General features: G+C 73.4%; 11 protein-coding genes. 8 read left to right on the top strand and 3 right to left on the bottom strand.

What is annotated here, in order from left to right; all coding sequences use genetic code 11:
- Nucleotides 1–2: 2 nt before the first annotated feature.
- The gene (locus tag ACI1MP_RS07115) at nucleotides 3–1,028 is read right to left on the bottom strand and encodes an NlpC/P60 family protein (protein WP_380333075.1); all 1,026 of its coding nucleotides are present in this window, start codon (nucleotides 1,026–1,028) and stop codon (nucleotides 3–5) included.
- Between the two features lie 147 nt (nucleotides 1,029–1,175).
- On the opposite strand from ACI1MP_RS07115, the gene ACI1MP_RS07110 reads away from it, so the two are divergent.
- Both ACI1MP_RS07110 and ACI1MP_RS07105 read left to right on the top strand, forming a co-directional pair.
- Nucleotides 1,176–1,574, top strand: a complete 399-nt coding sequence (locus tag ACI1MP_RS07110; protein ID WP_043910860.1) for a BlaI/MecI/CopY family transcriptional regulator — start codon at nucleotides 1,176–1,178, stop codon at nucleotides 1,572–1,574.
- Nucleotides 1,571–2,473, top strand: a complete 903-nt coding sequence (locus ACI1MP_RS07105) for a M56 family metallopeptidase (protein ID WP_380333074.1) — start codon at nucleotides 1,571–1,573, stop codon at nucleotides 2,471–2,473. The genes ACI1MP_RS07110 and ACI1MP_RS07105 overlap by 4 nt, the downstream gene beginning before the upstream one ends.
- A 58-nt stretch (nucleotides 2,474–2,531) precedes the next feature.
- Here ACI1MP_RS07105 and ACI1MP_RS07100 read toward each other — a convergent pair whose 3' ends face one another.
- Entirely contained in the window at nucleotides 2,532–3,311 is a 780-nt protein-coding gene (locus ACI1MP_RS07100; RefSeq protein WP_100587710.1) for a VOC family protein, read from the bottom strand.
- A gap of 271 nt (nucleotides 3,312–3,582) precedes the next feature.
- On the opposite strand from ACI1MP_RS07100, the gene ACI1MP_RS07095 reads away from it, so the two are divergent.
- The 6 genes from ACI1MP_RS07095 to lpdA all read left to right on the top strand — a co-directional run bounded on the left by ACI1MP_RS07095 (nucleotide 3,583) and on the right by lpdA (nucleotide 13,863).
- The gene (locus ACI1MP_RS07095) at nucleotides 3,583–4,158 is read left to right on the top strand and encodes an O-methyltransferase (RefSeq protein ID WP_404868054.1); all 576 of its coding nucleotides are present in this window, start codon (nucleotides 3,583–3,585) and stop codon (nucleotides 4,156–4,158) included.
- A gap of 147 nt (nucleotides 4,159–4,305) precedes the next feature.
- Nucleotides 4,306–4,866 carry a DUF421 domain-containing protein gene (locus ACI1MP_RS07090; protein ID WP_404868053.1) on the top strand — a complete coding sequence of 187 codons (561 nt, stop codon included), beginning with the start codon at nucleotides 4,306–4,308 and terminating at the stop codon, nucleotides 4,864–4,866.
- Between the two features lie 182 nt (nucleotides 4,867–5,048).
- Nucleotides 5,049–7,043 carry an APC family permease gene (locus ACI1MP_RS07085; protein ID WP_404868052.1) on the top strand — a complete coding sequence of 665 codons (1,995 nt, stop codon included), beginning with the start codon at nucleotides 5,049–5,051 and terminating at the stop codon, nucleotides 7,041–7,043.
- Between the two features lie 192 nt (nucleotides 7,044–7,235).
- Nucleotides 7,236–11,075 (top strand): Pls/PosA family non-ribosomal peptide synthetase, encoded by a 3,840-nt coding sequence (locus tag ACI1MP_RS07080; RefSeq protein ID WP_404868051.1) that lies wholly within the window; start codon nucleotides 7,236–7,238, stop codon nucleotides 11,073–11,075.
- Nucleotides 11,072–12,394, top strand: a complete 1,323-nt coding sequence (locus ACI1MP_RS07075) for a M1 family metallopeptidase (RefSeq protein ID WP_404868050.1) — start codon at nucleotides 11,072–11,074, stop codon at nucleotides 12,392–12,394. The genes ACI1MP_RS07080 and ACI1MP_RS07075 overlap by 4 nt, the downstream gene beginning before the upstream one ends.
- Before the next feature lie 62 nt (nucleotides 12,395–12,456).
- Entirely contained in the window at nucleotides 12,457–13,863 is a 1,407-nt protein-coding gene (gene lpdA, locus ACI1MP_RS07070) for a dihydrolipoyl dehydrogenase (protein ID WP_387990389.1), read from the top strand.
- A gap of 77 nt (nucleotides 13,864–13,940) precedes the next feature.
- Here lpdA and ACI1MP_RS07065 read toward each other — a convergent pair whose 3' ends face one another.
- Nucleotides 13,941–14,579, bottom strand: a complete 639-nt coding sequence (locus tag ACI1MP_RS07065) for a hypothetical protein (RefSeq protein WP_404868049.1) — start codon at nucleotides 14,577–14,579, stop codon at nucleotides 13,941–13,943.
- Nucleotides 14,580–14,864: the final 285 nt, after the last annotated feature.

Below are 14,864 nucleotides of genomic sequence, written 5' to 3'. Positions count from 1 at the left end.
GGTCAGGGGCGGACGGCGCCCATGTACGGCATGACGTCCATGTCGACGATCTCGACGTTCTTGCCGGTGCGGGGGGCGTGCAGGAGCTTGCCGTTGCCGATGTAGATGCCGACGTGGTGCAGGTCGTTGTAGTAGAAGAGCAGGTCGCCGGGCTGGATGTCGGCCTTGGCGATGCGCTTGCCGGCGTTCCACTGGTCCTGGGAGACCCGGGGGAGGCCGACGCCGCCGGCCCGGAAGGCCATCTGGGTGAGGCCGGAGCAGTCGAAGGAGTTGGGGCCGGCGGCACCCCACTTGTAGGGCTTGCCGAGTTGGGCGTAGGCGAAGTCCAGGATCGCCTTGACCTGGCCGGTGGCGGGGCCGGTGTAGGTCTGGCCGCGGGCCGAACCGCGGGACGCGGCCTGCTGGTTGTCGCCGAGGACGCGGGCCCGGTCGGCGGCCTTGAGGCCGGCCAGGATCTGGCCGGCCTCGGCGAGCTTGCCCTGGACCTCGGTCTTCTTCGCCGACAGGGTGGTGCGGGCCTGCTCCAACTCGTCGAGCTTGGCGGCGGTTTCGGCCCGGTCCTGGTCGATGGACTGCTGCAGTCGCAGGGCGCTGCGCAGGGCGTCGGCCTGCTGTCCGCCGGCCAGCTCCTGGAAGCCGGCCTTCTGCAGGTACTCGTCGGGGGAGCTGCTGAGCATCAGCTGCATGCTGGGGTCGATCCCGCCGCTGCGGTACTGCTCGGCGGCCAACGCGCCCAGGGAGTCCTGGAGTTGCAGGATCTTCGTCTGCTGGGCGGCCAGTCGTTCCTGCAACTTGCCGGCCTGGTCCTGGAGTTGGCCGGCCCGCTCGTTCACCTTGTTGTACTGCTCGGTGGCCGCCTCGGCGTCCTCGTACAGGTTGTCGACCTTCGCCTTGACCTGGTCGAGGCTGCCGGTGCCGGGCTCGGCCCAGGCCGATCCGGTGGGCAGCAGGACGGCTGCGCCGGCCGCCGCGCCGAGGACGGCGGTCCTGGTGCGGCCGGCGGGTCGGGGGCGGCGGTGTGTTCCCATCGCTGCGTCTCTTCTCCTCGGGTCGGGGCACCCGCCGTCCGGGCGAGAACTACGAGACAACTTAGTAGTTCAGTAGATCGACCGGCAAGCCACCCCCCGCCCACTACGATGAGCCCGACGACGGCGGACCGAGGGGACGGAACGGCAGTGCGCAGACTCGGCGACCTGGAGGCGGAGATCATGGACCGCCTGTGGACCTGGGGCCGCCCCGCCACCGTCCGCGAGATCGTCGACGACCTCAACCGGTCCCGGCCGCTCGCCTACACCACCGTGATGACGGTCGCCGACATCCTGTACCGCAAGGGCATGCTGCGCCGCGAGAAGTCCGGCCGGGCCTGGAGCTACCGGCCCGCCTGCACCCGCGAGGCGTACAGCGCCGCCCTGATGCGCGACGTCCTCGGCGAGAGCCCCAACCCCGCCGGCGCCCTCGTCCACCTGGTCGAGCAGCTCACCCCGGCCGAACTCGACGCGCTGCGCGCCGCCATCGACTCCGTCGACCGCGACCAGCCCGGCGGGACGGGCGGCGCACCCGGGAGCGGACGGTGACCGCCGCCCTCGCGCTGCTCGGCTACGCCGTGCTGGTCGGCGTGCTCGCCCCGCTGCCCCTGGCCCGGGCCCGCTGGACGCACCGCGCGCCCCGGCTGGCCGTCGCGCTCTGGCAGGGGCTGGCGCTGTCCTTCCTCACCGCCCTGGTGCTGGCCCTCCACCACCTCGCCGTGCCGGGCGGCCACCTGCACCTCGGGCTGGCCGGCCTGATGCACCTGTGCGGCGTCGACCACCCCGCCGGGCAGGCCCTCGGCGGCGGGTGGCGGCTGCTGCTGCCCGCCGCGGCCGCACTCTGGCCGCTCGGCCGGTTCACCGCCGCGCTGGCCCGCACCGCCCGGCACCGGCGGCGCCACCGCGCCCTGCTCGACCTGGTCGCCGCCCGCGACCCGGAGCTCGGCGCGCACGTCCTCGACCACCACGTCCCCGCCGCGTACTGCCTGCCCGGCCGCCGCTCCCGGATCGTGCTCACCCGCGGCGCGCTCGACCTGCTGACGCCCGGGCAGCTGGCCGCCGTCCTCGCCCACGAGCGCGCCCACGTCGCCGGCCGCCACCACCTGGCCCGCACTGCCGGGGACGCGTTCGCCGCCGCGTTCCCGTTCCTCCCGCTGGCCCGCCTCGCCGCCCGGGAGACCCCGCTGCTACTGGAGATGGCCGCCGACGACCGGGCCGTGCGCCGCCACCCGCGGGCCGTGCTGGCCGCCGCCATGTACCGGGTGGCCGACGGCCAGGTCCCGCGGGCGGCGTTCGCCGCCGGCGGCCCCGCCGCACTGCTGCGGGTCCGCCGCCTGCTCGCCCCCGCTGCTGCCCCGCACCCCGCGCTGCGCGTCGCCGCGGCCCTCACCACTGCCGCCGCCCCCGTCCTCCCGCTGCTGTTCACCTGCGGGCCGGTGCTGCCCTGAGCACGCCGCACCGCCCGTCCGGGCGGACCCGGGCGGGCGGTGCGCAGGCCGGGCCGGCCTACATCGGCTGCGGCTTGATCAGCGCGAACGGCGCGCCCTGCGGGTCGGCGACCACCGCCATCCGGCCGGCCGGCATGTCGAACGCCGGGGCCAGCACCGTCCCCTTGCTCTTCACCAGCGCGTCCACGGTGGAGTCGGTGTCGTCGACCGCGAAGTACGTCAGCCAGTGCGCCGGGGTGCCGGGCGGGTCGTTGGCGAGCCGGGTGACACCGCCGACGTCGCGGCCGCCGACCTGCAGCCCCCAGTAGTCCTTAGCGCCCTCCATCGGCTTGATCTCGATGCCGAACGCCTCGCCGTAGAACGCGGTGGCCGCCGGGACGTCACTGGTGTGCAGCTCGTTCCAGACCACCGCGCCGGCCTCGTTGACCACCCGCGCGCCGGCGAACTCGACGGCCTGCCACACGCCGAACACCGCGCCCTGCGGGTCGGAGGCGATCAGCATCCGGCCCAGCTTGCCGACGTCCATCACGGGCGCCAGCAGCGTGCCGCCGGCCGCGACGATCGCGTCCTGGGTGGCCTGGGCGTCGGTGGTGGCCAGGTACGTGGTCCAGACCGTGGGCGGCGTCGGCTGGCCCTCGGGCGCCATCGCCGGGCCGATCCCGGCGACGGCCTTGCCGTTCAGCTCGCAGACCGCGTACCCGCCGAACTCGGCCGGGCCGGGCTTGCCCTGCCAGCCGAGCAGGTCGCGGTAGAAGTCCAGCGCCGCCTGCTGGTTCTTCGCCATCAGATCGACCCAGCACGGCGTGCCGGTCGCATACGGTTTGGTGACTTCGGGCATGTCTCGCTCTTTCCGGTGAGGCGTTCCGGTGCTCCCCCGCAAGTCACCCTGGTGGCGCGGCCCGCGATCCGCCACCGGGCGTACGCCCGTCGGGCAGGCCCGCGGCGCCTTCGGTGCGCGGCACTCGGACGGGTGCGGCGGCCCCGAGCGGCGACCGGTCCGGGCCGTTCGCCGGCCGTCCGAGGAGTGGAACGGATCGAGGGCGGACGGGCCTCGCCGGTACGGTGGCAGGGTCGCTGACGGACCGTCACTCTCGGAAGGCTGCGCCGTGATGCTCACCACCGGGTCCCACCCCGCCGTGCTCGCCTCGATCGTCGAGGGCTGCACGTCGCTCGGCTTCACGATGTCGTGCGACCTGGTGACCGGGCAGCTGCTGCGGACGCTCGCGGCGGCCCGGCCGGGCGGGCGGATCCTGGAGCTGGGCACGGGCGCCGGCGCGTCCACCAGCTGGCTGCTGAGCGGGATGGACCCGGGCGCCACCCTGCTGAGCGTGGAGCAGGACCCGGTGGTGGCGGCGGTCGCGGCCGCCCACCTGGGTGCGGACCGGCGGCTGGAGCTGATGGTGGGCGACGGCGCCGAACTGATCGACGCACTGGCCGGCCGCCACTTCGACCTGATCTTCGCGGACACCTGGCCCGGCAAGTTCCACCACCTCGACCAGGTGCTCGGCCTGCTCGCCCCCGGCGGCCAGTACCTGGTCGACGACCTGCTCCCGCAGTCGACCTGGCCCTCCGACCACGCCCGCGCCGTCCGGGCGCTGATGGACCGGCTGACCACCGACCCCCGGCTGCACACCACCTACCTGGACTGCTCGACCGGCCTGCTGCTGGCCACCCGCCGCGCGTAGCGCCACCCGCCACCCGCCGCCCGCCGCGCGTGGCGCCACCGGGCCGCAGGCCGCGGTGGGCCGCCCGCCTCCGCCGGTGGGCCGATCGGGGGAGTGCGGGCGTGGGGCCCGGCGAGGTGGATCGCGCCGGTGCCTACGGTGGCGGGCATGTGGCACGACATGTTCCAGGCGGGGATCTCCTACGGCGAGAAGACGCTGCGCACCGTGCTGGTGTACCTGGCGCTGCTGGTGCTGCTGCGGGTGATCGGCAAGCGCGGGCTGGCGCAGCTGAACACCTTCGACCTGGTGGTCATGCTGCTGCTGTCGAACGTGGTGCAGAACGCGGTGATCGGGAACGACAACTCGCTGGTCGGCGGCCTGTACGGGGCGCTGGTGCTGCTGCTCACGGACTGGGTGCTGGTGCGGCAGGCGATGCGCTGGGACTGGTTCAACCGGCTGCTGGACGGGACGCCGACGGTGCTCGGCCGGGACGGCGCGTACGACCTGCGGGAGATCGACCGGCAGGGCATCCGGATCCCCGACCTGGACGTGGCGATCCGGCACCAGGGCGGCGACGGTGTGGAGGAGACCGCACTGATCGTGCTGGAGCCGGGCGGCACCCTGCTGGTGAAGCTGAAGCGCGGAGACCAGGTGGCCGACAAGGACGACGTGGCGGCGATCAGGGCGGCGCTGGCGGCCATCGAGGCCCGGCTGCCGACCGCGCGGTGACCGTTTCGTCCCGGTTTGCGGCCCTCGTCGAGCGACATTGACGAATCCTTAACGGCAGCCTTGACGGCCCAAAAGCCTTCGATTCGATCACCTGTACCGGCCCTGGCCTGCGGAAACGCGGGAAATCCGGTGATCGGACAGGCTGCTTGTCTTAACGCCATCGGCGCATACGCTCCCGTGCTGTGTTCAACCTCCCCCAGGCGCTCAAGCGCCTCGTGATCGGCCGGGCCATGCGCAGCGAGGAGCTCGGCGAGACGCTGCTGCCCAAGCGGCTCGCGCTGCCGATCTTCGCCTCCGACCCGCTCTCCTCGGTGGCCTACGCGACCGGCGAGATCCTGCTCGTCCTCACGGTCGGCGGCACCGCCTTCCTGTACCTCACCCCGTGGGTCGCCGTCGGCGTGATCGCCCTGATGGCCGTGGTGGTGATGTCCTACCGGCAGGTGGTGCACGCCTACCCCAGCGGCGGCGGCTCGTACGAGGTGGTCTCGCGCAACCTCGGCGCCAACTCCGGCCTGGTGGTGGCCGCCTCGCTGCTGGTCGACTACGTGATGACGGTCGCCGTCTCGGTGGCGTCCGGCGTCGACAACATCATCTCCGCGTTCGGCTCGCTCGCCGAGTACCGGGTGGCGCTCGCCGTCGGCTTCGTGGCGCTGCTGACCGCGATGAACCTGCGCGGCGTCCGCGAATCCGGCCGGGCGTTCGCCGCCCCGACCTACCTGTTCATCGGCGGCATCCTGCTGATGGTCGTCACCGGCCTGATCCGGCTGGCCTTCGGCGACAACCCGCAGGCCCCCACGGCAGCCCTCGGCGTCGCCGCCGTGGACGGCAGGGACACCCTGCAGGGCCTCGGCCTGCTGATGCTCGGCCTGCGCGCCTTCGCCTCCGGCTGCACCGCGCTCACCGGCGTCGAGGCGATCTCCAACGGCGTGCCCGCGTTCCGGGCCCCCAAGTCCCGCAACGCCGCCGCCACCATGGCCGTGATGGGCATCGTCGCGGTGGTGATGTTCGCCGGCGTCACGCTGCTCGCGCTCACTTCGCACGTCCACTACGTCGAGGACGCCTGCCAGTTGACCGGCCTGGCCGGCGACTGCCACACGTACACCCAGCAGACGGTGATCGCACAGCTCGCCGCGACGGTCTTCGGCGGCTCCGACACGCTGCTGTTCTACTTCATCCAGGCCGTGACCGCGCTGGTGCTGATCCTGGCCGCGAACACCGCGTTCAACGGGTTCCCGCTGCTCGCCTCGATCCTCGCCCAGCACCGCTACCTGCCCCGGCAGCTGCACACCCGCGGCGACCGGCTGGCCTTCTCCAACGGCATCATCGCGCTCGCGGTGGTGGCCGGCGGACTGCTCTGGTTCTACAAGGCGGACGTCACCAGCCTGATCCACCTGTACATCCTCGGCGTGTTCACCTCCTTCACGCTCTCCCAGATCGGCATGGTCCGGCACTGGAACCGGGCGCTGGCGACCGAGAGCGACCCGGCGGTGCGAGCCGCCGCGCAGCGCTCCCGGCTGATCAACGGGCTGGGCGCCGTCACCACCGCGCTGGTGCTGGTCATCGTCCTGATCACCAAGTTCACCCAGGGCGCGTGGCTGGCCGTGGTCGCCGCGCTGCTGCTCTGGCTCACCATGCGCGGCATCCGGCGGCACTACGACCACGTCGCAGCGGAACTCGCGGTCGAGGACGTCGCCGCGGAGAGCTCCCGCCCCCGCCAGGTCCACGCCGTGGTCCTGGTCTCCAAGCTCCACAAGCCCACCCTGCGCGCCCTGGGCTACGCGGAGGCCTTCCGCCCGGACACCGTCGAGGCCGTCACGGTGGACGTCGAGCCCGAGGCGACGGCCGACCTGCGGGCGGCCTGGGACGGCAGCGGCCTGGACGTGCCCCTGCGGGTGCTCGCATCCCCCTTCCGGGAGATCACCAAGCCGGTCGTCGCCCACGTCCGCGCGCTGAAGGCCGCCTCGCCCGGCGATGCGGTGGCGGTGTTCATCCCCGAGTACGTGGTCGGCCGCTGGTGGGAGAACCTGCTGCACAACCAGACCGCCCTCTGGCTGAAGAGCCGCCTCCTCTTCACCCCCGGCGTGATGGTCATATCGGTGCCGTGGCAGCTGACCTCGGCGAAGCGGGCCGACCGGCCGGCGGTGCGGGCTCCGGGGGCGGTTCGGCGGGGGCAGTAGCGGGGCGCCCGGGAGGGCAGGGGCGCGGCCACGTGCAGGTCATCGGCGTGGGTCGCGCCCCTGCTGTGCGTCCGTCCGACCGTGTGCTCCTCCGGTTTGGCAGCTGCTTGTTCGCCTAGACTTTCCCGGGTTGTCGCAGTTTGGACACTTTCGGTTGACTGCCCGGGCACCCAGGACGAGGACCGTATGGCCATGATCACCGATTCCGACACCGCGTTGTTCCGCGCACGGCCGGCGGCCGCGGCGCGAACGTTGGTGGATGTGCTGGCGGCGACGGCGGCCGCGTACCCGCAGGAGCCCGCGTTGGACGACGGGCGGCAGACGTTGAGCTATGCCGCGCTGACGGGTGAAGTGGAGCGGGTGCGGCGGCAGTTGGCGGAGGCCGGGGTCGGGCTGGGGGACCGGGTCGGGGTGCGGGTGCCGTCGGGCGGGAACGAGCTGTACGTGGCGATCCTGGGGGCGCTCGCGGCGGGGGCCGCGTACGTGCCGGTGGACTTCGAGGATCCGGACGAGCGCGCGGAGCTGGTGTTCGGCGAGGCGGACGTCAATGCGGTGATCGGGGCGGGCGGGCGGCTGGAGAAGGTGAAGCCGTCGGGTCACGAGGCGCAGGCGCCGGGCCCGGAGCACGACGCGTGGATCATCTTCACGTCCGGTTCGACCGGCAAGCCCAAGGGCGTGGCGGTGACGCACCGCAGCGCGGCGGCGTTCGTGGACGCCGAGGCGGCGATGTTCCTCCAGGACGAGCCGATCGGGCCCGGGGACCGGGTGATGGCCGGACTGTCGGTGGCGTTCGACGCGTCGTGCGAGGAGATGTGGCTGGCGTGGCGGCACGGCGCCTGCCTGGTGCCGGTGCCGCGGGCGCAGGTGCGCAGCGGCGCGGACCTGGGGCCGTGGCTGGCCGAGCAGGAGATCACGGTGATCTCCACGGTGCCGACGCTGGCCGCGCTGTGGCCGGCCGAGGCGCTGAACGAGGTGCGGCTGCTGATCTTCGGCGGGGAGGCGTGCCCGCCGGAGCTGGCGGAGCGGCTGGTCACCGAGGGCCGCGAGGTGTGGAACACGTACGGCCCGACCGAGGCGACGGTGGTGGCGTGCGGTGCGCTGCTGACCGGACAGGCCCCGATCCGGATCGGGCTGCCGCTGGACGGCTGGGAATTGGCGGTCGTCGACGAGGCGGGTGCGCCGGTGCCGATGGGCGGCAGCGGGCAGCTGGTGATCGGCGGGGTCGGCCTGGCGCGGTACCTGGATCCGGTGAAGGACGCGGAGAAGTACGCGCCGCTCGAATCGCTGGGTTGGGAACGGGCATACCGCAGCGGCGACCTGGTGCGGGCCGAGGCCGAGGGGCTGGTGTTCCTCGGGCGGGCCGACGAGCAGATCAAGCTGGGCGGCCGGCGGATCGAGCTGGGCGAGGTGGACGCGGCGCTGCAGGCGCTGCCCGCGGTGTCCGGCGCGGCCGCGGCGGTGCGGACGGCCCGGGGCGGCAACCAGCTGCTGGTCGGGTACCTGGTGGCCCAGAACGGCTTCGACCGCGACGCGGCGGTGGCGCGGCTGCGGGCCGAACTGCCCGCCGCGCTGGTGCCGCTGCTGGCCACCGTCGAGCACCTGCCGACCCGGACGTCCGGCAAGGTCGACCGGGACGCGCTGCCGTGGCCGCTGCCCGACCTGGAGACGTCCGGCCCCGCCGAGCAGCTGTACGGCACCGAGGCGTGGCTGGCCGAGCAGTGGGCGCAGATCCTCGGCACCCGGGTGCGCGGCGCCGGCGACGACTTCTTCGCGATCGGCGGCGGCTCGCTCGCGGCGGCCCGGCTGACCACCCTGCTGCGCGGCCGCTACCCGTCCGTGTCGGTGCTCGACATCTACCAGCAGCCGACGCTGCGCAAGCTGGCCCGGCTGCTGGAGCGGTCCGCGCAGTCCGAGGGCCCGGCGCGCACCGTCGAACCGGTGCCGCGCCGCGCCCAGCTGCTCCAGCTGTTGCTGATGCTGCCGCTGATCACCCTGACCGGTCTGCGCTGGTCGCTGCTGCTGGGCGTGCTCGGCACGGCGCTGCACCTGGTCGGCGACTACCCGTGGGCCCCGTCCGCGCCGTGGTGGCTGCTGGCGGCCGGTGCGGTGCTGCTGTACTCGGCGCCCGGCCGGCTGGCGATCGCCGCCGGCGGCGCCCGGCTGCTGCTGCGCGGGGTCGGCCCCGGCCGGTACCCGCGCGGCGGCAGTGTGCACCTGCGGCTGTGGACGGCGGAGCGGCTGGCGGAGGCGTCGGGGGCGGTGCAGCTGTCCGGGTCGTGGCTGGTCAGGTACGCGCGGGCGCTGGGCTGCCGGGTCGCCGCCGATGTGGACCTGCACGCGCTGCCGCCGGTGACGGGCCTGCTGCGGCTCGGCAAGGGCTGCGCGATCGAGAACGAGGTGGACCTGTCCGGCTACTGGCTGGACGGCGACCGGCTGGAGATCGGCGCGCTGCGGATCGGTGCGGGCGCGGTGGTCGGCACCCGTTCGACGCTGCTGCCCGGCGCGAAGATCGGCAAGCGGGCCGAGGTCGCGCCCGGCTCCGGCGTCACCGGGCACGTCCCGACCGGTCAGCGCTGGGCCGGCGCGCCCGCCGTGAAGACCGGCAAGGCGGAGCGCGGCTGGCCCAAGGAGCGCCCGCGGCGCACCGCCCGCTGGGCGGCCGTGTACGGCGCCACCGGGTTCGTGCTGTCCGTGCTGCCGCTGCTCTCCGCACTGCCCGCACTGCTGATCGCCGCGCAGTTCGTCCACCCCGGCGACGGCCTGGCGGCGGCGCTCCGGGGCGCGCTGATCGCCTTCGTCCCCGCCACGCTGGCGTACGGGCTGGCGTACGCGGCGAAGGTGCTGGTCGGGGTGCGGCTGCTGTCGCGCGGGCTGCGCACCGGGTACCACCCGCTGCACGGCCGGGTCGGCTGGCAGGCGTGGACGGTCAGCCAGCTGATGGACCTGGCCCGGGAGACGCTGTTCCCGCTGTACGCCGGGCTGATCACGCCGGTGTGGCTGCGGCTGCTGGGCATGCGGGTCGGCAAGGGCGCCGAGGTGTCCACGGTGCTGGCGCTGCCCAGCCTGACCACGGTCGGCGACGGGGCGTTCCTCGCCGACGACACCCTGATCGCCCCGTACGAGCTGGGCGGCGGCTGGGTGCGGATCGGACGGGCCGAGATCGGCGAGCGGGCGTTCCTCGGCAACTCGGGGATGACCGCGCCCGGCCGGGCCGTTCCGGACCGGGGGCTGGTCGGGGTGCTGTCGGCGACGCCGAAGAAGGCCAAGCGCGGCAGCTCCTACCTGGGCATGCCGCCGGTCAAGCTGCCCCGGGCCGCCGACACCGCGGACCTGGCGCTCACCTACGAGCCGCCGGCCCGGCTGCGCTGGGCGCGCGGGCTGACCGAGCTGGCCCGGATCGTCCCGGTGCTCGCCTCCGCGGCGCTGGCCGTGCTGACGGCCGCCGCGCTGTGCGCCGTCGGGCAGCCGCTGCTGTCGGGGCTGGTGCTGCTGGCGTCCGGCATCGTCGCCTGCGTGGTGTCCGCCGCCGCGAAGTGGCTGCTGGTGGGCCGGTTCCGGGCGGTCGAGCACCCGCTGTGGTCCGGTTTCGTGTGGCGCAACGAGCTGGCCGACACCTTCACCGAGGTGCTGGCCGTCCCCTGGCTGGTCGGCCGGACGGCCGGCACGCCCGTGATGACGCTGTGGCTGCGGTCGATCGGCGCCCGGATCGGGCGCGGCGTGTGGTGCGAGAGCTACTGGCTGCCCGAGGCCGACCTGGTCACCCTCGGCGACGGGGTCAGCGTCAACCGGGGCTGCGTGCTGCAGACGCACCTCTTCCACGACCGGATCATGCGGCTGGATACTGTGGAGCTCCGCGCGGGCTCCACCCTGGGCCCGGGCGGGATCGTGCTGCCCGGCAGCACCGTCGGCGAACGCACCACGCTCGGCCCGGCCTCCCTGGTGATGCGCGCCGAGACGGTCCCCGCCGACACCCGCTGGCTCGGCAACCCGATCGAAGCCTGGCAGCCCGGCGAGGAGGAGCAGCACCGGTGAGCGGCGATCCCTACTTCCCCCGCAACGGAGACCCGCGGTACCGCGCCCACCGCTACGAACTGGCCCTCGACTACCGGCCCGGCCCCAACCGGCTGGCCGCCTCGGCCCGGATCGCCGCCATAGCGGGCCCCGAGCCGCTGCGCGAGTTCACCCTCGACCTGGGGGCGTTCCGGATCGGCAAGGTGCTGGTGGACGGCCGGGCCGCGCACTACGCGCACCGCGACGGCAAACTGCGGATCAAGCCCGCCAAGGCCCTCGCCGCCGGCGCGGTCTTCACCTGCGAGGTGCACTGGTCCGGCAACCCGCGCCCGGTCCGCAGCCCGTGGGGCGGCCTCGGCTTCGAGGAGATCGAGGACGGCGCGCTGGTCGCCTCCCAGCCGATCGGCGCACCGTCCTGGTTCCCGTGCAACGACCGGCCCGCCGACAAGGCCGCCTACCAACTGACCGTCACCACCGCCACCCCGTACACCGTGGTCACCGGCGGCCGGCTGCTCAGCCGCACCACCCGGTCCTCCGCCACCACCTGGGTCTACGAGCAGCCCGCGCCGACCGCGTCCTACCTGGTCGGGCTGGCGATCGCCCCGCTGCGCGAGTTCCCGCTGACCGAGCGCGTCCCCGGCACCATCCCGCAGATCGCCTGGGTGCCGCTGGCGCTGCAGGCCGCGTTCGAGCACGACTTCGCCCGGCAGCCGCAGATGATGCGGCTGTTCGAGGAGCTGTTCGGGCCGTACCCGTTCGGCGAGTACACCGTCGCCGTGGTGGACGAGGAACTGGACGTCCCCGTCGAGGCGCAGGGCATGGCCACCTTCGGCCGCAACCACGTCGACGGGCGGCGCGGCTGGGAACGGCTGGTCGCCCACGAGCTCGCCCACCAGTGGTTCGGCAACAGCGTCACCATCGCCGACTGGCGGCACATCTGGCTGAACGAGGGCCTCGCCAAGTACGCCGAATGGCTGTGGTCCGAGCGCACCGGCGGCCCCACCACGCAGGCCAAGGCCGCCGAGGCGCACCGCCAACTGCGCGGCCTGCCGCAGGACCTGACCATCGGCGACCCCGGCAAACGGCAGATGTTCGACGACCGGGTGTACGAACGCGGCGGCCTCACCGTGCACGCGCTGCGCTGCGCCCTCGGCGACGCCGCGTTCTTCCGCCTGCTGCACGGCTGGGCCACCGCGCACCGGCACTCCGTGGTCACCACCGACGACTTCGCCGCGCACGCCTCGCACTACACCGACCGGCCGCTGCGCCCGCTGCTGGACGACTGGCTGCTCACCCGCGCGCTGCCCGACCTCCCCGAGCTCCGACCGTTCGTGACCTGATGTACTGACCCCATGGCCGCGAAGCCAACGTGGTCTTCGATGTCACCGGAGGAACGAGGAACATGAGCACGCACTACGACGTGGTCGTCCTGGGCGCCGGCCCCGGCGGCTACACCGCCGCTGTCCGCTCCGCCCAGCTCGGTCTGCGCACCGCCGTGATCGAGGCCAAGTACTGGGGCGGCGTCTGCCTGAACGTCGGCTGCATCCCCTCCAAGGCGCTGCTGCGCAACGCGGAACTCGCGCACACCGTGCTGAAGGAGGCCGACCTCTACGGCATCCAGGTCGAGGGCCGGGTCTCCTTCGACTACGGCAAGGCGTTCAGCCGCTCCCGGCAGGTCGCCGACGGCCGGGTCAAGGGCGTCCACTACCTGATGAAGAAGAACGACATCACGGAGTACGACGGCTGGGGCACCTTCGTCGACGACCACACCCTGCAGGTCGCGCTGCGCGGCGGCGGGTTCGAGCTGGTCACCTTCGACCACTGCGTGATCGCGGCCGGCGCCACCACCCGGCTGCTGCCCGGCACCTCGCTCAGCGAGCGGGTCGTCACCTACGAGGAGCAGATCCTCACCGAGCAGCTGCCGGGGTCGATCATCATCGCGGGCGCCGGCGCGATCGGCGTCGAGTTCGCGTACGTGCTGCACAACTACGGCGTCAAGGTCACCGTCGTCGAGTTCCTGGACCGCATGGTGCCGCTGGAGGACGCCGACGTCTCCGCCGAACTCGCCAAGCAGTACCGCAAGTTGGGCATCCAGGTGCTCACCTCCACCCGGGTCGACGCGATCGACGACTCGGACCCGAACAAGCCGGTCCGGGTCACCGTCACCCGGGACGGCAAGCAGGAGGTGCTGGAGGCCGACAAGGTCCTCCAGGCGATCGGCTTCGCGCCGCGCACCCAGGGCTACGGCCTGGAGGTCACCGGCGTGCAGCTCACCGAGCGCGGCGCGATCGCGGTGGACGGCCGGGGCCGCACCAGCGTCGACCACATCTTCGCGATCGGCGACGTCACCGCGAAGCTGATGCTGGCGCACGCCGCCGAGGCGATGGCCGTGGTCGCCGCGGAGACCATCGCCAAGGCCGAGACCATGGAGATCGACTTCGTGATGGTCCCGCGCGCCACCTACTGCCAGCCGCAGGTGGCGTCCTTCGGGTACACCGAGGCGCAGGCCCGCGAGCTCGGGTACGACGTGAAGGTGCAGAAGTTCCCGTTCACCGCGAACGGCAAGGCGCACGGCCTCGGCCAGCCCGTCGGCTTCGTCAAGGTGATCTGCGACAACACCCACGGCGAACTGCTCGGCGCGCACCTGATCGGCCCCGAGGTCACCGAGCTGCTGCCCGAGCTGACGCTGGCCCAGCAGTGGGACCTCACCGTCCACGAGGTCGGCCGCAACATCCACGCCCACCCGACCCTGGGCGAGGCCGTCAAGGAGGCCGTCCACGGCCTCGCCGGCCACATGATCAACATGTAGCACCCGCTCTTCCGGGCGAGCCGCCCCGGCGCCCCCGTCGACCCGGGCGAGGCGCCGGGGCGGCGCCGTCCCCGGCGTCAGCGCAGCACCGGGCGGCCGGCCTCCAGGTGCGCGAAGAGGCGGGAGCCGTGGACGCCCGGGACGTCGAAGTAGTGGCCGTCCTCCTCGCCGTCGGCGCGCAGGAGCTCGGGCAGCAGCACCTCGGCGGCGGGCGGCGTGGCGACGTCGTGGCCCAACTCGGCCACCGCGTACGGCTGGGCGAGCACCGGGCCGGTCAGCGCGCCCGCGACCAGGTCGGGGAAGAAGCCGCCGGACAGGACGGTGACGCCGGCCTGCAGGTCGCCGCCGATCATCACCAGCTTGTCCGTCATGTTGCCGACGAACGCGCCGACCCGGACGGTGCCGCGGACCAGCAGCTTGGCGTCGCCCTCCAGGTAGACCGCCCCGGCGGTCAGGTCGCCGAGGACGATCAGCGCCGGGCAGCCGTCGTCCAGGTTGAGGATCGTGCCGGTCACCTCCAGGTCGCCGTCGATGACGAACCCGGTGCCGTACGGCTCGGTCGCGTCGAGGTCCAGCGGACCGGAGACGGCCAGGCGGCCGGCGTGGACGTCGTAGCCCTCCTCGTAGAGGTTCTCATAGCTGCTCGAAGGCAGGCCGCGGCTCTCGAAGAGCGCCACGCAGTCATGCCAACTGTGGTGCACCGCAGTGATGTTCATGGCGCGGAGTCTGCCACGGGGCACTGTCGGAACAGGCTTCGGAGCGGTCTCGGAGCGGTTTCGGAGCGGCCGTTGATGTGATGTCTCCACCGCACCGGCCGACCGGTCGGGGCGGAGGAAACGAACCGAGAGGAGGACCTCATGTCGAAGGTCCTGGAGCTCCAGAAGATGGTCACCGTCGAGGGCAGCCCGATCGACCAGGAGGCCATCAGCGTCTCCTCCTGCGACTCGCACAGCTGCTGACCCACCGGTCATCCGGGCCCCGGCGGAGCCGCGCCGCCGGGG

The sequence above is a fragment of the Kitasatospora griseola genome (assembly GCF_044999035.1).
GTDB classification, from domain to species: domain Bacteria; phylum Actinomycetota; class Actinomycetes; order Streptomycetales; family Streptomycetaceae; genus Kitasatospora; species Kitasatospora griseola.
This window is presented reverse-complemented; position numbering and strand designations above follow the sequence as displayed.

Bases quoted from the DNA above. Each gene is read 5' to 3' on its own strand.
- ACI1MP_RS07115 (WP_380333075.1), bottom strand. From the start codon at position 1,028: ATGGGAACACACCGCCGCCCCCGACCCGCCGGCCGCACCAGGACCGCC.
- ACI1MP_RS07100 (WP_100587710.1), bottom strand. From the start codon at position 3,311: ATGCCCGAAGTCACCAAACCGTATGCGACCGGCACGCCGTGCTGGGTC.
- ACI1MP_RS07095 (WP_404868054.1), top strand. From the start codon at position 3,583: ATGCTCACCACCGGGTCCCACCCCGCCGTGCTCGCCTCGATCGTCGAG.
- ACI1MP_RS07090 (WP_404868053.1), top strand. From the start codon at position 4,306: ATGTGGCACGACATGTTCCAGGCGGGGATCTCCTACGGCGAGAAGACG.
- ACI1MP_RS07080 (WP_404868051.1), top strand. From the start codon at position 7,236: ATGATCACCGATTCCGACACCGCGTTGTTCCGCGCACGGCCGGCGGCC.
- lpdA (WP_387990389.1), top strand. From the start codon at position 12,457: ATGAGCACGCACTACGACGTGGTCGTCCTGGGCGCCGGCCCCGGCGGC.
- ACI1MP_RS07065 (WP_404868049.1), bottom strand. From the start codon at position 14,579: ATGAACATCACTGCGGTGCACCACAGTTGGCATGACTGCGTGGCGCTC.